This window comes from Geosporobacter subterraneus DSM 17957, assembly GCF_900142145.1.
Taxonomy (GTDB): Bacteria; Bacillota; Clostridia; order Peptostreptococcales; family Thermotaleaceae; genus Geosporobacter; species Geosporobacter subterraneus.
On the sequence record NZ_FQZV01000009.1, the window covers coordinates 21,737 to 39,376 of the forward strand.

Sequence of the window (17,640 nt, forward strand, 5' to 3'; positions counted from 1 at the left end):
ATACCATTATTTATAAATGCAAAATGCAGTACAAAGAAAAATATGGGAGGGGATTTACTTGTTCAAAAAAAGTTTAGTATTGATGCTTATATTGGCATTAGTGGTGACGGCCTTTGCCGGCTGTGGATCTAAAGCGCCAACAGAAGCAGAAAAACCAGCAGAACCAAAGGTATTAAAATTCAACCTCAATGCAGACCCAAAGACAATTGACCCACAGCTAAACAGTGCTGCTGACGGCGGACACATCGTTAACAACACCTTCGAAGGTCTCATGAGAGAGATCGATGGGAAACTTGAAAATGCGATGGCTGAGAAATATGAAATCTCTGAAGACGGCTTAACGTATAAGTTTACAATCAGAGATGCCAAGTGGTCAGATGGAAAGCCTGTAACGGCTCATGACTTTGAGTATGCTTGGAAAAGAGCACTAGATCCTGCTACAGCTTCTGAATACTCTTTCCAAATGTACTACATCAAGGGTGCACAAGCGTACAATGAAGGGACTGGAAGCATTGAGGATGTAGCTGTAAAAGCATTGGATGACAAAACCCTTGAGGTTGTATTAGAAGGGCCTACACCTTACTTCCTTGAGTTAACAACCTTCTATACATTTATGCCTACAAGAAAAGATGTTGTTGAAAAGGATCCGGAAGGCTGGGCAAAAAATCCTGAGATCACAGTTTGCAATGGACCTTTCAAGGTTACAGAATATAAGATTGGCGATAAGCTTATTCTTTCTAAGAATGAAAACTATTGGCAAGCCGATAAGGTAAAGCTTGACCGGATCGAAGTCAGCATGATCGTAGAATCAACCACTGGATTAACTGCTTATGAAGCTGGAGAGTTGGATGTAATTGACGAAGTTCCAAACCAAGAAATTCCTAGATTGCAAGCAAATGATCCTACATTTAGAATCTTGCCGCAAATCGGAACCTACTACTATATCTTCAATGTAACAAAGAAACCTACAGATGATGTAAGAGTAAGAAAAGCATTATCATTAGCCATTGATAGAACTGCTATCGTTGAAAAGGTAACCAAGGGCGGACAGATTCCTGCTACTGGATTTACACCTCCAGGATTGCTGGATGCTGACGGCAAAGAGTTCAGAACTGTTGCTGGAGACTATGGTATTGATCCTAAGGCTGCCAAGGTAGAAGAAGCGAAGGCATTATTAGCTGAAGCGGGTTATCCAGACGGAAAAGGATTCCCAGAATTGACAGTATTGTACAATACCAGCGAAAACCACAAAGCAATTGGTGAAGCGATTCAAGAAATGTGGAAGCAAAATCTTGGTATCAGCGTTAAGCTCCAAAATCAAGAGTGGGCGGTATTCCAAGACTCAAGACATAACGGAAACTTCGAAATCGCAAGAGCAGGTTGGTTAGGAGATTATGCTGATCCTATGACAATGCTTGACCTATGGTTGTCATATTCCGGAAACAACGACGCACAATGGAGAAATAAAGAATATGATAAGTTAATCGAAGATTCCAAAAAATTAGCTGGAAAAGAGAGATTTGACTTATTATATCAAGCAGAAGCATTGATGATGGAAGAAATGATCGTTATGCCTATCTACTACTATACAGATCCTATTGCTGTAAAAGAGCATGTAAAGGGTTGGGAGAAAACCTTGCTTGGACACTGGTTCTTCGGATTTGCTGATATAGTTAAATAAATAGTATAAACAGATAAAGGATGGTGCGGGTGTACCATCCTTTATCTGTAACCAAAACCTCCTTTATAGAATATGATGAATATAAGTCAAAAATAAAGGAGGTATCTTTATGGTAGAATTAACCCTGCTTCATTGGGTATATGTCATCATGGTATTGGTGATTTTAACTGTTATGATTTTTCGAAAAGATACCATTATTCCATGTATACTCGGTGTATTCCTTATGGGGGTTGTAGCAAAAAACAGCATCATGGGAGCTGCCATAGCCGTATTTGATGGTCTAATTGTGGCCGGTACAGAGCTATTGGGCATTATTGTTGTTATCTCTTGTATTGTAGCGATGTCAAAGATGCTGGAGGAAATCGGAGCCAATAAACTTATGGTTGCACCCTTTACAAAGTTCATCAAAACCCCCGATATTGCTTTCTGGTTTACAGGCTTGGTGATGCTTGTGGTTTCATGGTTTTTCTGGCCTTCTCCAGCCACAGCCCTGGTGGGTGCAGTGCTTTTGCCGGTAGCGCTGAAAGTGGGTTTGCCGGCCATTGGTGTGGCCATGGCCATGAATCTATTTGGTCACGGCTTGGCCCTATCCAGTGACTATATCATTCAAGGGGCGCCTACAATTACTGCCACGGCAGCCGGTGTGCCTGTAGAAGCTGTAATGAAACAAGGAACTCCATTATTTTTAATTATGGGATTTGTTACCATTATCACAGCCTTTATACTGTTAAAACGGGATATGAAAAGGGGTTTAATTGAGAAGCCTGTTTTAGAGGATATTGAATTCAATGAGCCAAAGGAGATTAAACCGATTGCAAAGATGGCAGCGATACTGGTTCCGGTTGCTTTTGGTCTGGATATCATTGCCATGTTTTTATTTGAACTCCGAGGGGGAGATGCAACTGCTCTCATTGGGGGGACCGCAGTACTGGTACTATCCTTCATCTGTGGCATAGAGTATAAATACGAGGCATTAGACAAGATAACGAAATTTGTACGAGAAGGCTTCATGTTCGGAATGGAAATATTTGGACCCATATTACCCATTGCTGCTTTCTTCTACATGGGGGAGGTAGACCCGGTTCATGCAGTATTAGGAGCTAGTGCACTGCCTGAAGGCTCCCAGGGCATACTATCGGATATGGGAGCTGCCATGGCATCCATAGCACCGATGAATCGCCCCGTTGCAGCATCAATGGAAATGCTGGTAGGAGCCATTACTGGATTGGACGGTTCAGGTTTTTCAGGAATGTCTCTGGCAGGATCATTAGCCAAGGTATTTGGAACGGCCGTCAATGGCAGCATAGCTGTTTTGGCAGCCTTAGGGCAGATAGGAGCTATTTGGGTAGGCGGCGGTACATTAGTTCCTTGGGGATTGATTCCTGCTGCTGCGATTTGCAGAGTACTGCCTATGGATTTGGCAAGACGCAACTTTATTCCTGTTGTAACAGGATTGATTGTTACCACTATCGTAGCGATGTTCTTGATATAGGTACTGAAGAAAAAAGACCTGATTATTATTCATAAGCCTATGAGATTAGGGATTGATTTTTTAATCTCGTTACATGTTGCCCGTTGCACGATACATGTAATAAGTTTTCATATTTAAGGTTTAGACCTATGAAAGTAGAAGTATAATCAGTGTCTAAGTTCGTATTGCACGGATATTAGCTGTTAGTCTATTGATTAACAGCTTTTTATTGCTGGTGTATATTTTTATGCTGTGCTGCTAAAGAAGATGTGTCGGGTTTTTCCATAAAGTAGACACATTCCGGATGGGGTGTGGAAGAAGCTGTACGAGTATGGGTTAAAGTGCATTTTCCATCATTTTGAAAAAAACAATTTAGTGAACAATTAATATTCATCATCATATCCCCTCCTAATGTTAGTATCTGAAGTAATAACAGTTTCATGACTTGAAAATTATGTATGCCCATGTATGCAGATGGGTATAGGAAGCCGCAAAAATCGAAAATATAAAAAGAGCAAGAACTGAGAATAAAATAAGGAAGTGATTTTATGATTTTTAAGGATTATCAGCAAACAGAGAGAGTCTACCACATCATTAGCATTCATGATTTGGAAAACACCCTGCACTATGGTATTCAATTCGACGACAAGCTGTCTTATCACACCCGGTACTACGAATTTCATAGAATGATCGATGCATTGAAGCCAGAATGGGTGCCTTCCTGGGTGATTCGAAGCAAGGCCGTCTTTGCAAGCTTAAATTATCCTGATAACCACAAATTTCATTCACATACAGCCATACTAGCCCTAAAGATTAACCCGGAAAGATGCTGGATTGCCAATGAGAACTGTGCCAATCAAATCTATGAACCCTTTGTGCTGCAAAACCTTCAAGAATACGCTCCCTGTGTACATTATCTCCAGACGGAAGGAAAGGAGCTTTTACTGCAGTATTGGAATACCTCCCACAGTTTTACAGAAAATCTGGTATATCGATATGACAAAAAAGAGAGATATGATGCAGAGGTATTAGTTCTTCATGATATAGCTCCTGAAGATATAGAGTTAAAGTATATTATTTCTGACCATCGAATGATGGACATTGATGCATGGAAAGCTCGTTTTTGTTGTTGCAGGTAAAAATCTGGTATATAATGGAGAATGGAGAGAACAGGACAAAAGGAGGTATTATGGTGAAGGCTGGAAAGCTGGATACAGAAACATTAAGACAAAGTGTTTTAAATAAAATAACCTATCATCGTGAAGAAGTCATGGTGAGACCAAACGTTGGTGAAGATTGTGCCATAGTAGATTTTGGAGAATATGCCTGTGTATTGTCCACAGACCCTATCACTGGAGCAGCCAGCGAGGTAGGAAGATTAGCCGTGCATATTTCCTGCAATGATATTGCTTCCAGTGGTGTTGAGCCCTTGGGACTTCTTCTTACCATTATGGCACCGGAAGGAACAACCATAGAAGAGATTCGGCAGGTCATGGAACAGGCCGGTGAAACTGCAGCAGCGCTCAGGGTTGAGATCATTGGAGGCCATACAGAGATAACTTCAGCAGTGAATCGTATCGTGGTTTCTGCTACTGCTATCGGAAGACAGCGAAAGGATAAAGTAGTACTGTCTCAAGGAGCTAAGATTGGGGATATAATCCTGATGACTAAATCCGCAGGATTAGAAGGAACCGCCATTCTGGCCTATGACCATGAAGCACGTCTGCGGAGGGAATTGGGTGAGGCAATCGTCGAAGGCGCAAAAAAAATGGTAGAACAAATCAGTGTGATACCCGAGGGAAAGGCTGCAGGGGCAGTAGGGGTATCCAGCATGCACGATGTAACAGAGGGAGGTCTGCTGGGGGCTCTTTGGGAGCTTTGTGAGGCATCTATGGTAGGAGCCCGGATTTATCGGGAGGCGATCCCCATAGCACCGGAAACTGAGAGAATTTGCAACTTCTTTCAAATCGATCCTTTAAGGCTTATTTCCAGCGGTTGTATGCTGATGACCGTTGATCGGGAAAAAGAAGAGGCCCTGCTGGAGAAAATGAGGGAACAGGGGATTTCAATTGCAGTGATTGGTGAAATTATAGAAAATGGCCGATATATTATAGAAGCTGGAAATCAGAGGGAAATATCACCTCCGGAAAGGGACGAATTATTTAAGATTCTTTAGTTCTATTACGCATATTACAACTGAGTTACAATTCTGTTAATAAAGTTGACATAAGTTTTCCAGCGTTATATAACTATAAGTATAGGACAATACTGTCGAAATGTGCTATAAAACTACATAACTGGACAATTGGAGAAATTGTGGAAAAATGAATGATGCAACAAAGGGAGGTAAGGCAATCACAATAGGGGGACGAAAAATGAAAAGATTCACTGCTTTTTTGCTTGTATTTGCTTTTTTATTAGGGACCTGCTCTACTGCCTTTGCCGCCAAGTCGGAGGCCACATCGATCCGTGTTGTGGACGGAGTGACAAAGAAAAACTATGACGTAACTGTGGTAAATCTACTGATGGGTGGCAAAGATGTAGTAACAGATGTGCCAACGATGCTGTTTAACAACCGTACCCTAGTACCCATTGCATTCGTCGTTGAAAACCTAGGGGCAAAAATCGAGTGGAACCAAAAAGAACGTAAAGCAACCATTACGATGGCAGACAAAACCATCGTCTTGCAAATCGACAGTCCTACAGCCCTTGTAAACGGGCAGAAAACAACATTGCCAGATAAAGTGCCCGCAAAGCTGCTGGGCTATAGGAACAATTTTAGAACGATGGTACCGCTGCGATTTATATCGGAGCAATTGGGCATGGATGTAAACTGGATTGCCCAAACCATGACTGCAGCCGTAGATTTGCCCAAACAGTCTGTCTTGGCTATCGAGCATGATGCTTCCGGCAGACTTCCGCAGATCACCATCAAAACTACAGGGCCGGTAGGGATTACACCTATTTACCTGCAGGGCAGCAAGGTGGGTGGCACAGATCGGCTGGTACTGGATTTGCCCAATGTTCAACTGAACATACAAGACAGATCGATTGTAAATGCATCGGGTTTAGTGCGCAAGGAAATCGGTCGGAATGGTATCACCAGTGTCCGGGCTTCTATTTTTGAACCGGCACCAAGAGAGGTAACACGGATTGTTTTTGATTTAGAAGCACCAAAAGGTTATAATATTGATTTTGATAAAGCAAAGAACGAAATTAGAGTCCAGTTCTTAAATGGCGTTAAACAGGTGAAGCTTGAGAAGAACAATAATGCTGAAGTGATTGCTGTTTATACGGAGGAGGCACCGGTCTATAATACCATTGATTTAGGGAATAGAATGGTGGTAGATATACTCAACGCCCATTTAAAGACAGATAATAGAGAAATCAACATAGGCAAGGGTGGCGTGAAAAGGATTAGAATGGCCCCCTTTGCGCCAGACAGCAACTACAACCCTGACGATAAGATTGTTAGAATCGTGCTGGATTTAGAAGAAGGACAAACTACTGAAAACATCTTTGTTGAGGATGAGGGGAATAATATTCTGATTTACTTCCAGGACAAGCCCCTTAAGGGTTTTGACTATCGTAAAGAAGCCTATAACCGGTCGATACTCAATTTGCAGCTTTCTGAAAGAGGAAACTTCGATGCGGGTTATGATTCCTGGAATAACGAATATGTGGTGACTGTACCGAAAGCCCTTATGGAATTGAAGGAGATGCGACTGAATACAGCCGATAAGGTAATCGATTCTATTCAAATCGATGATAAGGCTGATGAGGAAAATTATGTCATACGCCTCAAGCTGGCAGCAGGAACCGATTATCGGCTGCTGACCCCGACAGGAACCGGAGATCGCATCAGTGTGCTATTTGAAAATCTATGGCTGACAGCCTCTAAGTATAATCAGAGAATTGTTGTCATCGATCCAGGCCACGGAGGAAAAGATCCAGGGGCAGTGAGTCCAAAGCTGGCACTAAAAGAAAAAGATTTGGCATTAGATGTATCCCTGCGACTGAATAAGCTTTTAGAGGATGCAGGTTTTACCACTATCATGACCAGAACCGATGACACCTATGTGGGGCTATATGAAAGAACTGAAATGGCCAATGGAATTAACGCAGATGTCTTCGTAAGTGTTCATTTTAATGCCCACCCTGACAGTAAAATAGATGGAGTGCAGACACTATATAACGGCGAAGATACCACACGGGACAACAAGCGTTTTGCTCAGATTATGCAGCAGCAGATGATTCAGGATATGGGTGCTGTGAACCGCAACATCGTGGATAGGCCCAAACTGGTAGTTATCAGAGAGACAAAAATGCCTGCTGTATTGACAGAACTTGGATTCCTCACGAATCTGCAGGAGGAGGCAAGGATAGCTACGGAGGAATATAGGCAAAAATGTGCCCAAGCGCTATTCAACGGCATTACAAGATATTTTGATGAAGTAATCCTTAAGTAATAAAAAAGGAAATGCGGTCTTTGTACTGTATTTCCTTTTTTATTAAAGAAAAGAAATATTAAAATATATGGCATGAATCTGTTGGGATATAGCATAAGTGTGGTAATATAGTAAATAGAGAGTGAGGAGGAGGGGTATCATGGAGTTATTGTTAGGATATCTTTTAATTTTTTCTGCAAGAGTACTGGATGTATCGATTTCTGTTGTAAGAACCCTCATGATGGTTCGGGGTAAAAAAATTCAAGCAGCTTGCCTTGGAGCTATCGAAGTGTTCATATATATTTCGATTTTAACAAAGATCATGGGGCAATTAGATAATATCGGCAATCTGATCGCCTATTCTCTTGGCTTTGGAACAGGACAGATGGTAGGTATTTTAATTGAGGGAAAAATGGCCTTGGGAAATGTATCGGTACAGGTGATTACCCGTGAGGATGAAGGTCAGCTGGTAGAACTGCTGCGGGCACAAGGCTTCGGGGTAACCGTTGTGCAAGGATACGGGAAAAACGGTATCAAGCACATCTTAAATATTATGTTGAAGAGAAGTGCACTGCAAAAACTGTATGGGATGCTGGAAGAATACGACAAAGATGCATTTATCACTGTTTTAGATACGCAAAATATTCGCGGAGGATACATGGACCGTATGAAAAGAAAGTAGGGAATCAAAATAATTTAGACATAGTATGGCCCCTTGACTAATATAATTTTATAAAGACTATTGGTTAGGGGGTTTCGTCCGTGAAGCACAGGAGAATACTAGCATTGATTCTCACCTTTTGCATGATGATAAGCCTAGCAGGATGTAAAAGTCCAATAAGCTTGGTCAGAAGCCTGTTCAATAAAGAAGATAAAACTGCAACCCAGATTGTAACGAGCAGTGAGATACAAGAGGGGGATATTCAGCTAAGAGATACAGTATTGTATTATAAAGATGACAAAGGATTTTTAATTCCTGTTATGCGTAAAATACCATGGACAGAGGGGATTGCAAAGGCTACACTCGGTGCACTGGTAGATAATCCTGCGAATCGAAAAGATATTGAAGGGATCGGATTGATTCCTGTTATTCCCGCCAATACAGAAATTCGTGGCATGAATATTACCAATGGCTTGTGTAAAGTAGACTTTACTTCTGACTTCTTAAATTATGCAAGTAAAGATGAAGAAGAAGCACTGGTAAAGGCTGTTGTTTATACATTGACAGAATTTATCACTATTGACAGCGTTCAGATTATGGTTGAAGGACAGGTTCATAAAGCATTGAAGTATGGCACAAAGACCGATAAGCCTATTACCCGGGATAATATTAATTATGTCAGCACTGGGCCGGGCAATCAAAAAGTAATTGTCTATTATGAAGGCACGATCAATGGCATGGAAACCTATTTTGTACCTGTAACCAAAAACATTGAAAAGCTGGATAATACACCTGTAAATGTACTGGATGCCTTAGATGCATTGGTAGAGGGGCCGCCATCAGGGCTGGGGCTCTACAGTCAGATTCCGGAAGGAACCCAGGTACTGGGAGTGGATGTAAGCAATGGCATTGCATATATAAACTTTAATGAGAAGATTAAAGAGCTGGAGAAGAATGTGGAAGTAGGCCAGGAGGTAGCAAAAGCTGTTGCATTGACAGTAAGAGAACAGTATAGAGACCTGACAGGCGTAAAAATTCTTTCAAACGGGAAGGAAGTTAATCTGGGCAATTTGAGCAAAGAAGAGCCAGTGGCAGTACCTACCTTTGCAAATCAATATTAAAGAGCTGTGCAGGACCGGGGTGATTCCCGGTCTTGTGTTTTCTGCATAAACGTCGTCTATATAGGTGGAGTGGAAAATAAAATCTTGGGAAAAGGGTTAAAATAATCCAAGATGTAATCGGGATGAGAATATGGTAGAATATGTTATAGCAAACAACAAAAGAGAGGAAGATCACGATGGAAAGATTTGATGGGAGAAGTGCATGGGAGTTAAGGCCCGTGAAAATTACAAAGGATTATTTAGCATATGCGGAAGGGTCCGTGTTGATAGAGATGGGAAATACAAAAGTAATCTGCACTGCATCAATAGAGGACCGGGTGCCCCCTTTTCTAAAAGGAACTGGGAGCGGATGGATTACCGCAGAGTACTCAATGCTGCCACGATCGACGCAAATACGAAAACCAAGAGAGTCCAGCAGGGGAAAAGTTGAGGGAAGGACACAGGAGATTCAGAGATTGATTGGCAGAGCCCTGCGATCGGTGATTCAACTGGAAGCCTTAGGAGAGAAAACCATATGGATCGACTGTGATGTTATCCAGGCTGACGGGGGAACGAGAACGGCTTCAATCACCGGGTCTTTTGTGGCTTTGGTAGAAGCGATTTATAAGCTATATGAAACCCAGCAGATAAAAACGTTCCCCATTAACAGCTTCGTATCTGCCGTAAGTGTAGGAATTGTAGAGGGTATGCCGGTGTTGGATTTATGCTACGAGGAAGATTCTAAAGCAAAGGTGGATATGAACATCATTATGACGGATAAAAAGGAATTTGTAGAACTGCAGGGAACGGGAGAGGAAGCACCTTTTAGCCGTGAGGAGCTGTTAAAGCTTTTGGAGCTGGGGGAAAGGGGAAACGAAGCCCTGATAGAGAAGCAGAAAGCTGCCATTGGCCAAGCAGCAGAGCTAATCGGCAGTCAGGGAAGGAATCTGCATAAAGAGGGAGGAAATCATGAGGAATAAGCTGGTGATTGCATCAAAAAATAGGCATAAGATCGAAGAAATAAAAGATATTCTAAGGACTTTCCATTTTGATATCCTCTCTATGGATGAAGCGGGACTTACAGATCTGGAGGTAGTGGAAGATAGGGAAACCTTCGAAGAGAATTCAATGAAAAAGGCAGAGGCTGTCATGAGGGCCACGGGCAGCATTGCGCTGGCTGATGATTCCGGACTGGAGGTAGACATACTGGACAATCAGCCGGGAGTGTACTCTGCCAGGTTTGCAGGGGAAGGGGCTACTGATCAGAAGAATAACGAAAAATTGTTGGACATGCTGCAGGGAATTCCTGCGGACAAACGCCAGGGGCGGTTTGTATCGGTTATTTCTCTTGCTTTTCCGGACGGAAGAAAAGTCAGTGTACGGGGAGAATGTCCCGGTATAATCGGGTTTGAGCCGAAAGGTGACCATGGTTTCGGCTATGATCCTCTATTCATCGTACCAGCGTATGATAAAACCTTTGCAGAGCTAGGTGAAGGAATCAAGAATAAAATCAGTCATCGGGCCAGGGCACTAGCAAAGCTCCAGGATGAGTTGAGGGAAATAGTAGGAGGAAGAGACGGTGAAGATCGGAATAATCAGTGATACCCATGGAAATCTGGAAGGGGCCGAATTAGCATTGGCCAAAATGGGACATATCGACTTGCTGATACATCTGGGAGATTATTATGAAGACGGAATACGTCTAAAAGAGCGGCTGAATGCCAATATAGTAATGATTAAGGGAAACTGTGATCGCGGCCCCCAGGGAGAAGAGGAGCTGGTGCTGGATTTAGAAGGATTGAGGCTTTTTTTGACCCATGGTCATCAATATGAGGTGAAAATGAGTCTAAACCGATTATATTACCGAGCTCTGGAGCTAGGCTGCCAAATTGCTCTCTATGGTCATACCCATATACCAGAGAATATTAAAAAATCAGAGCTTTTAATTCTTAATCCCGGCAGTGTTGCACAACCTAGGGGTGGATCCCGGGCATCCTTCGGGCTTATCGAAATCCGTGAGGGAAAGATCACCAGTGAGATCATTGAGTTATAATTTTGAAAACAGCAAGTATAATAGGACGTACAGTCGTCCATACTATGGAAGGATTGGATGAATAAATTCAATAAGAAGAGCTATGCAATGAAAGAAAGTCAATCCATGAGAAAAACCATGGAAAAAGAGTAAAAAATCACGTATATTCTATGTAATTATTTTTGACCTTTTGTTAAATTTAGAGTATACTATATTTTGTCAGTCAGATCGGGGTGTAGCGCAGCTTGGTAGCGCATCTGGTTCGGGACTAGAGGGTCGCAGGTTCAAATCCTGTCACCCCGACCATTGGTAAAAACTGGAAGATAAAGATCTATTGACAGGACGAGAGAAACATGATATTATAATATCCTGTTGATACAGAGGGTTTGTTTCTAAAGGGACACTCCCCTGCTGATCAGATGCCTTCTGGATGGTGAGTCCATGGAGATACCCCTATGGATGTCCAATACATGGTGGCTGTAGTCAAGCGGTTAAGACACAGGATTGTGGCTCCTGCACTCGTGGGTTCGATTCCCATCAGCCACCCCAATTATTTCAATGGGGTATAGCCAAGTCGGTAAGGCACCAGACTTTGACTCTGGCATTTCGTTGGTTCGAGTCCAGCTACCCCAGCCATTATGACCCATTAGCTCAGCAGGTAGAGCACTTGACTTTTAATCAAGGTGTCCCGCGTTCGAGCCGCGGATGGGTCACCAGTTATGATAGCATGCGGGCATGGCGGAATTGGCAGACGCACTAGATTCAGGTTCTAGCGGGAAACCGTGGGGGTTCGAATCCCTTTGCCCGCACCACATGCATGCGGATGTAGTTCAATGGTAGAACTTCAGCCTTCCAAGCTGATAGCGTGGGTTCGATTCCCATCATCCGCTCCATTCTATTTTGTGGGTCCATAGCTCAGTTGGATAGAGCAACGGCCTTCTAAGCCGTGTGTCCGGGGTTCGAATCCCTGTGGGCTCACCATATATATGCGCCCTTAGCTCAATTGGATAGAGTTGCAGACTTCGAATCTGAAGGTTGGGGGTTCGAGACCCTCAGGGCGCACCAGAAAAAGCCTCTAGTCATACTGACTAGAGGCTTTGCTATGTTTTTCTTTATGACTAGAAAAAATAATTGCTTTGCGATTGAGCATCTAATTAGGAATTATTATTCTTTATCCCCGGTAAAAAAGGATATAGAATCGATTCTGATAGGATTTTTTTACCGCTTTACCGGCTTAGGCCCCAAATAGGAGAGATGTTACGTATTTACTACGATGGAAGTGCAATACCTATTGATTAGGCGGACGCATGGCAAACATGATCAGTTCTTTTACAAATATCTCTAAGCTCATTTGATGGGCTTCGGCAGCTTGCTGGATTTCCTCCAGCTCCCTCGCTGAAAATTCTATACAAATACGCTGTGTTTCCAAATAAGTGTCCTCCCTCAGCATAATATGGTTTTAACTATAAGATACCCTTGAGGGGGGGCTTTATGCAAGTACTTTTGTGAATATGATCGCTGAAATAAAACTTGTACAAAGGAAAGATTTCATGAAACGATGCAGCCTTTTACTGACAGTAGTGCTTATGATCCTTTCCCTTAGCACGGGACTGACTTATGCAGCAGATAGGGTACAAATCAGTATAGATGGACAACTTTTGGCAGTAGATGTACCTCCGGTTATTGTTAAAGGGAGAACACTGGCACCTATGGGAGCAGTCCAGTGCTATTTTTGCCCATGAGGGGTGGATGAATTTAGCAGGGCACCGAGCCAATATTTTAGGAGGATGTCCGCGTTTGGGTGTAGAGGTGCATCTGGGTGGCGCCTATCATACCTACTATACGCAAAACTTCAATACACCGAAATAAAGCATGGAGAATCCATGTGAGATTGCTTATAAATATCACTTTATCATCAGTCTGGCACGGAGAATCCATGCTTTTTCTTTCATCAAAAAAGTTTATACTTTTTGCCGCTTTGAAGGGTATGGTAGAAGCCTAGGGCGTTCATAAGGCAGAGAAAGTAAGCCAGTAAGGAATGGAGATAACTCCACTTTCCCTCCATATAGGATAGAAATCCTAGCTTTATTGCAAGGAGTTCTATGGCTGTGGCAAAGCAGGACCAAAGTAAAACAGAAGCCAGCTGCTTCATTGCAGTTTCAGGCAGATACTGAATCAGCAAAATGCCTAGTGAAAAGAAAGGTCCTATGACAACAAATAGATCAATATCGTTAATATTAATCATGATAAACCGCTCTGTCCAGAATTTATGGGCAATAAAAAACCTTTCTAATAAATAGCCTACTACAGCAGTCCATATGCCCATTGGAAATGCCCGAAAGAATGACTTGTGTTTAGATGTAAAATAAATGATTATCCAGGAAATGATAGCCAGCAGCAGCCATGGCAGATTGTAACGATCCAGAAAGCTTATAAAATTCGCTATGATGTATCTCACCTCCAATAGTAATTATTATGCAGTGAATCACTGAAAAGAATACTCATGAAAAAAAGACTGTACATGAAAAATATCATGATACAGTCTTTTTATGATAGGAAAATGATCTATTTACTTCTGTCTACATAATGGGTATGGAGCAGTTTATGGGCTTTGTGACTGCCTGGAGCCTTTAAGTAAGTATCATATAACCTTTGCACCTCAGGATTTTCATGGGATCTGCGAATGGTATTTTCAGCATCGGAAGCATATAAGCCTTCCTTTCGTCTTTCCCGTGTCTCCTGATGGTCGGGTATGGGAGCGCCGCCACCGCCTAAGCAGCCGCCGGGACAGCCCATTACTTCAATAAAATGATACTCCGCTTCTCCAACGGCTACCTTTTCCAGAAGATTTCTCGCATGCTTAGTACCATTTACAATAGCCACCTTCAGCTTTTGGCCGGCGATTTCCAATTCAGCCTCCTTGGTACCTTCCAAACCTCTTACTCCATGATAATCTAAGGTATTCATTTCTCCATTAGTCAAAATATGGGTGACAGTTCTTAGCGCTGCTTCCATTACCCCGCCGGAAGCAGCAAAAATCCTTGCCGCACCGGTGCCTGTTCCTAGGAATTCATCGAAGGGCGCATCCTTTAACTGTAGGAAAGGCACCTGTTGAAGCTTTAAAAGCTTGGCTAACTCCCTGGTAGTAAGGACGATATCCACATCCCGCAGTCCATTAGTTTCCATTTCAGGTCTGTTTGCCTCAAATTTCTTTGCGGTGCAAGGCATAATGGAAATGCTTACAATATCTTGCGGGTTAATTCCTTCTCTTTCCGCGTAATAGGATTTTGCAAGAGCCCCAAACATTTGCTGGGGGGATTTGCAGGAGGAGACATTGGGAAGCAGCTGCGGGAAATTATGCTCCACAAATTTAATCCAGCCAGGGGAACAGGAGGTCAGCAGTGGAAGATTTTTGCCTTCTTTCAGCCGGTTAAGCAATTCTGTTCCTTCTTCCATAATAGTAACATCAGCAGAAAAGTCCGTGTTAAATACCTTGTCAGCCCCCAGCTTTTTCAAGGCAGCGACTACCTTACCGGTAACGTCGGTTCCCGGTGCAAGGCCAAATTCTTCTCCTAAGGTATTTTTAATGGCCGGCGCCACCTGCACCACTACATGCTTGCGGGAGTCTCTCAATGCTCTATAGGCATCCTGGATAGCACTTTTTTCGTGGAGGGCACCTACGGGACAGACCTTTACACACTGACCGCAGTTTATGCAACTGGTTTCTGATAAAGGCTTACCGTCTTTTGTTGTTACCAGCTTTCTGCCATCCTGTTCTACCAAAGCATAGATGCCGATGCCCTGGATTTCATCACACATTTGAATACATCTTTCGCACAGGATACATTTATTCATATCTCTGACAATGGCATCACTGGATCGGTCAATATATTCCTCAATAATTTTATTCTGAAAAGCGTGGTCTTCTCTAGTTACATTCATTACATAGCATAGATTTTGAAGTTCACAATCCCCTGAAGCTTTCATACAGGTTAGACAGTCATTGGGATGGTTTTCCAGGATCTTAGAAAGGATTTCTTGCCTCTTGTTGTGGATTTTTTCTGTTTGAGTCCGTATGATCATACCCTCTGCAATAACTGTGGAGCAGGATTCCACCAGATCTTCCAGCCCCTCTACTTCAACACTGCATATTTTGCATTTTGATCCTGGTTTTAAATCAGGATGGTAGCATAATGCTGGAATCCACAGATCCATGCTTCGACAGGCTTCAAGGATTGTGCTTCCCTCTGGTACAAATACCTCTTTTTCATTAATCACTACTTTTACCTTCTGCAAAGTATATCCCCCTTTTACTAAAAACTCACCTTATGCTACTATTCAACATCGATTGGGAATATCCTTTGATATTTTTTTAACCAGATTGGTTTTTATAAAAAAAAATTAGTCTTTATTCCTGCTTTTTTTCATATCGCTAATCATAAATTGAATGCTGCGATTGCCATTCCATTCATTGAAGCAGGGAAAACCCAGCAGGTCTAAGGCTTCAGGAGCACCTAAGCGGTCCAGATAGCACTGGGCCAGCCCGAAACCGATGGCTTCCATCGGTCCCCTGCTTCCGGGGATACCCCTCAGTTTAATATGTTCTTTGGCCTTTCCTATAAAGGATAACTCCGAGGGATAGGAAACCGGCAAGTTTGACATTAGAAAGAGGGGCTTTTCATTGCCCATACCATAGGGTTCAATCCGTTCCAATTCTTCCACAAGCTTTTCAGTGATCTCTGTAGGACGCAGGATTCCATGAACCTTCAGGGACTTCATAAATATACCAGGGTTCTCTGCTTTAATCTCCGCAGCCTGCTGATTTAATCGTTGGCGAAGCAGAGGAAGCTTATTTTTTTCGATAGAGAATCCACAGGCATTTTTATGACCGCCAAATTTAACAAATAGATCCGCTGATTTTTTTAATGTCTCATAAATATCCAATCCATCGATGCTGCGGCCGCTGCCCTTTAATATTCCTTCCTCAGTGGCTTCTGTTACGATTAAAGTAGGCCTATAATAGATATCCCGAATTCGCCCTGCAATAATCCCGATAACGCCTTCATGGGTATTGCCTGAATCGATTACTAAAAACAAATCATTGGGATATTCCTTTTCTACTTTTTCCCGACAGAACTCCAATCCTTGATCCTGTATCAGCTTACGTTCATTATTACAGGCAATCAGGTGCCGGGTAAGAGCTGCAACCTTTTCAGGCTCCCTGGCAAGCAGCAGTTCTACTCCTGCCCGGGCATCATCCAATCTCCCGCTGGCATTAAAGTGAGGACCTAGTATGTACCCGATATGATGAGCGGTAATTTTTTTTCCTCCAAGTCCGATGGATTGGATAAGAAAGTTTAGTCCATGGCGGGTAGGCTGATTGATCCGCTGAAGACCGTATTTTAGCATGGTACGGTTTTCGTCAATCAGTGGAACCACATCAGCTACCGTAGCTAAAGCTAATAAGTCCAATATTTCATTTAAGCAGTTCTTAGGGGCACCGAGCTTTTGCTGCAGTGCCTGAGCCAGCTTAAAAGCAATGCCGCAGCCGCAGAGCAGCTTAAAGGGATAAGAACAGCCTTCTTGTTTAGGGTTGAGAATTAAGCAGTCCGGTTTTTCTTCCGATAGATTATGGTGATCGGTGATGATGATTTCCATTCCCAGAGATTTTGCCAAAGCTGCTTCTTTTACAGAAGTGGAGCCACAGTCTACAGTAATAATCAGATCTGCTCCCTTGTTCTTAATCTCTTGTATGGCCTCACAGTTTAGTCCGTAGCCTTCCTCTGCCCGCAGAGGAATATAGTAATGGATTCGATCAGTGAAACGGCCCAGAAAGTCCATTAACAGTGCTATACTGGCCACACCGTCCACATCATAGTCGCCATAAATCCAGATATTCTTTTTTTTCAGAATGTATTGAAGCACTAATGCCGATGCTTCTTCCATGTTTTTCATCAAGAAAGGATTATAGGTTTTTTGGGGCTTCGGTGAAAGAAACTCTTCCATTTCGGCCGTGTCTGTGATCCCCTTAGAGAATAATACCTTCTGAATGATCGGATCAATGCCATTGGGCTTAGGGATAAAGGCATCATCTATACCATGAAATTTCCATAGGGTTTCAACCATAATAGAACCTCCTAATTAAGCTGTGCTGTAAAGCCTATGCTACCATAAAAGACCTAAGATTTCAACGGGAGGGTGACGATAAACATTTTGTCGAAAGATTAAAAAAGGATGATTAGGGCCA

At 42.6% G+C, this 17,640-nt stretch carries 16 protein-coding genes and 8 tRNA genes; 19 read left to right on the forward strand and 5 right to left on the reverse strand.

Annotated elements, in window-relative coordinates:
• Positions 1 to 58 precede the first annotated feature (58 nt).
• Entirely contained in the window at positions 59 to 1,681 is a 1,623-nt protein-coding gene (locus BUB56_RS03930; RefSeq protein ID WP_242946219.1) for a peptide ABC transporter substrate-binding protein, read from the forward strand.
• A 109-nt stretch (positions 1,682 to 1,790) separates the two neighbouring features.
• Positions 1,791 to 3,173, forward strand: coding sequence for a hypothetical protein (locus BUB56_RS19325; RefSeq protein WP_190014160.1), 1,383 nt, complete (start codon positions 1,791 to 1,793; stop codon positions 3,171 to 3,173).
• Positions 3,174 to 3,378: 205 nt separating this feature from the next.
• Here the strand turns inward: BUB56_RS19325 and BUB56_RS03950 are convergent, their stop codons facing one another.
• Positions 3,379 to 3,549 (reverse strand): hydroxymyristoyl-ACP dehydratase, encoded by a 171-nt coding sequence (locus BUB56_RS03950; protein ID WP_110940079.1) that lies wholly within the window; start codon positions 3,547 to 3,549, stop codon positions 3,379 to 3,381.
• A gap of 151 nt (positions 3,550 to 3,700) precedes the next feature.
• Between BUB56_RS03950 and BUB56_RS03955 the strand changes: the two genes are divergently transcribed.
• The 16 genes from BUB56_RS03955 to BUB56_RS04030 all read left to right on the forward strand — a co-directional run bounded on the left by BUB56_RS03955 (position 3,701) and on the right by BUB56_RS04030 (position 12,458).
• Complete coding sequence (locus BUB56_RS03955) at positions 3,701 to 4,291, forward strand: hypothetical protein (protein ID WP_110940080.1); 591 nt, start codon at positions 3,701 to 3,703, stop codon at positions 4,289 to 4,291.
• Positions 4,292 to 4,341: 50 nt separating this feature from the next.
• On the forward strand, positions 4,342 to 5,328 hold the full coding sequence (locus BUB56_RS03960; protein WP_110940081.1) for an AIR synthase family protein: 987 nt from the start codon (positions 4,342 to 4,344) through the stop codon (positions 5,326 to 5,328).
• Between the two features lie 199 nt (positions 5,329 to 5,527).
• On the forward strand, positions 5,528 to 7,621 hold the full coding sequence (locus BUB56_RS03965; protein ID WP_190014164.1) for an N-acetylmuramoyl-L-alanine amidase family protein: 2,094 nt from the start codon (positions 5,528 to 5,530) through the stop codon (positions 7,619 to 7,621).
• Positions 7,622 to 7,760: 139 nt separating this feature from the next.
• Positions 7,761 to 8,282, forward strand: a complete 522-nt coding sequence (locus BUB56_RS03970) for a DUF2179 domain-containing protein (RefSeq protein WP_190014166.1) — start codon at positions 7,761 to 7,763, stop codon at positions 8,280 to 8,282.
• An 80-nt stretch (positions 8,283 to 8,362) separates the two neighbouring features.
• Positions 8,363 to 9,382 carry a GerMN domain-containing protein gene (locus BUB56_RS03975; RefSeq protein WP_110940083.1) on the forward strand — a complete coding sequence of 340 codons (1,020 nt, stop codon included), beginning with the start codon at positions 8,363 to 8,365 and terminating at the stop codon, positions 9,380 to 9,382.
• Positions 9,383 to 9,558: 176 nt separating this feature from the next.
• Positions 9,559 to 10,341 (forward strand): ribonuclease PH, encoded by a 783-nt coding sequence (gene rph, locus BUB56_RS03980; RefSeq protein WP_110940084.1) that lies wholly within the window; start codon positions 9,559 to 9,561, stop codon positions 10,339 to 10,341.
• On the forward strand, positions 10,331 to 10,963 hold the full coding sequence (locus tag BUB56_RS03985; protein ID WP_110940085.1) for an XTP/dITP diphosphatase: 633 nt from the start codon (positions 10,331 to 10,333) through the stop codon (positions 10,961 to 10,963). The genes rph and BUB56_RS03985 overlap by 11 nt, the downstream gene beginning before the upstream one ends.
• Entirely contained in the window at positions 10,941 to 11,414 is a 474-nt protein-coding gene (locus BUB56_RS03990) for a metallophosphoesterase family protein (RefSeq protein ID WP_110940086.1), read from the forward strand. The genes BUB56_RS03985 and BUB56_RS03990 overlap by 23 nt, the downstream gene beginning before the upstream one ends.
• A 208-nt stretch (positions 11,415 to 11,622) precedes the next feature.
• Positions 11,623 to 11,699, forward strand: a tRNA-Pro gene (locus BUB56_RS03995).
• A 167-nt stretch (positions 11,700 to 11,866) separates the two neighbouring features.
• Positions 11,867 to 11,942 (forward strand) — tRNA-His (locus BUB56_RS04000).
• A gap of 10 nt (positions 11,943 to 11,952) precedes the next feature.
• A tRNA-Gln gene (locus BUB56_RS04005) sits at positions 11,953 to 12,029 on the forward strand.
• 4 nt (positions 12,030 to 12,033) lie between these two features.
• Positions 12,034 to 12,109: transfer RNA gene (locus BUB56_RS04010), tRNA-Lys, on the forward strand.
• 13 nt (positions 12,110 to 12,122) lie between these two features.
• A tRNA-Leu gene (locus tag BUB56_RS04015) sits at positions 12,123 to 12,205 on the forward strand.
• A 7-nt stretch (positions 12,206 to 12,212) separates the two neighbouring features.
• Positions 12,213 to 12,286, forward strand: a tRNA-Gly gene (locus tag BUB56_RS04020).
• An 11-nt stretch (positions 12,287 to 12,297) separates the two neighbouring features.
• Positions 12,298 to 12,374, forward strand: a tRNA-Arg gene (locus BUB56_RS04025).
• 7 nt (positions 12,375 to 12,381) lie between these two features.
• A tRNA-Arg gene (locus BUB56_RS04030) sits at positions 12,382 to 12,458 on the forward strand.
• A 223-nt stretch (positions 12,459 to 12,681) separates the two neighbouring features.
• On the opposite strand, the gene BUB56_RS19330 is transcribed toward BUB56_RS04030, so the two are convergent.
• On the reverse strand, positions 12,682 to 12,822 hold the full coding sequence (locus BUB56_RS19330; RefSeq protein WP_190014167.1) for a hypothetical protein: 141 nt from the start codon (positions 12,820 to 12,822) through the stop codon (positions 12,682 to 12,684).
• 121 nt (positions 12,823 to 12,943) lie between these two features.
• Between BUB56_RS19330 and BUB56_RS04035 the strand changes: the two genes are divergently transcribed.
• Complete coding sequence (locus BUB56_RS04035) at positions 12,944 to 13,135, forward strand: hypothetical protein (protein WP_190014169.1); 192 nt, start codon at positions 12,944 to 12,946, stop codon at positions 13,133 to 13,135.
• 209 nt (positions 13,136 to 13,344) lie between these two features.
• On the opposite strand, the gene BUB56_RS04040 is transcribed toward BUB56_RS04035, so the two are convergent.
• The 3 genes from BUB56_RS04040 to recJ form a co-directional block, all read right to left on the reverse strand.
• The gene (locus BUB56_RS04040) at positions 13,345 to 13,857 is read right to left on the reverse strand and encodes a hypothetical protein (RefSeq protein ID WP_190014171.1); all 513 of its coding nucleotides are present in this window, start codon (positions 13,855 to 13,857) and stop codon (positions 13,345 to 13,347) included.
• A 101-nt stretch (positions 13,858 to 13,958) separates the two neighbouring features.
• Positions 13,959 to 15,689 carry an NADH-dependent [FeFe] hydrogenase, group A6 gene (locus tag BUB56_RS04045; protein WP_110940089.1) on the reverse strand — a complete coding sequence of 577 codons (1,731 nt, stop codon included), beginning with the start codon at positions 15,687 to 15,689 and terminating at the stop codon, positions 13,959 to 13,961.
• A 105-nt stretch (positions 15,690 to 15,794) separates the two neighbouring features.
• Positions 15,795 to 17,519 carry a single-stranded-DNA-specific exonuclease RecJ gene (recJ, locus tag BUB56_RS04050; RefSeq protein WP_110940090.1) on the reverse strand — a complete coding sequence of 575 codons (1,725 nt, stop codon included), beginning with the start codon at positions 17,517 to 17,519 and terminating at the stop codon, positions 15,795 to 15,797.
• Positions 17,520 to 17,640: the final 121 nt, after the last annotated feature.

Excerpts from the sequence above, each read along its gene's own strand:
- BUB56_RS19325 (WP_190014160.1), top strand. The coding sequence starts at position 1,791 with ATGGTAGAATTAACCCTGCTTCATTGGGTATATGTCATCATGGTATTG.
- BUB56_RS03950 (WP_110940079.1), bottom strand. The coding sequence starts at position 3,549 with ATGATGAATATTAATTGTTCACTAAATTGTTTTTTTCAAAATGATGGA.
- BUB56_RS03955 (WP_110940080.1), top strand. The coding sequence starts at position 3,701 with ATGATTTTTAAGGATTATCAGCAAACAGAGAGAGTCTACCACATCATT.
- BUB56_RS03960 (WP_110940081.1), top strand. The coding sequence starts at position 4,342 with ATGGTGAAGGCTGGAAAGCTGGATACAGAAACATTAAGACAAAGTGTT.
- BUB56_RS03965 (WP_190014164.1), top strand. The coding sequence starts at position 5,528 with ATGAAAAGATTCACTGCTTTTTTGCTTGTATTTGCTTTTTTATTAGGG.
- BUB56_RS03970 (WP_190014166.1), top strand. The coding sequence starts at position 7,761 with ATGGAGTTATTGTTAGGATATCTTTTAATTTTTTCTGCAAGAGTACTG.
- rph (WP_110940084.1), top strand. The coding sequence starts at position 9,559 with ATGGAAAGATTTGATGGGAGAAGTGCATGGGAGTTAAGGCCCGTGAAA.
- BUB56_RS03985 (WP_110940085.1), top strand. The coding sequence starts at position 10,331 with ATGAGGAATAAGCTGGTGATTGCATCAAAAAATAGGCATAAGATCGAA.
- BUB56_RS04035 (WP_190014169.1), top strand. The coding sequence starts at position 12,944 with ATGAAACGATGCAGCCTTTTACTGACAGTAGTGCTTATGATCCTTTCC.
- recJ (WP_110940090.1), bottom strand. The coding sequence starts at position 17,519 with ATGGTTGAAACCCTATGGAAATTTCATGGTATAGATGATGCCTTTATC.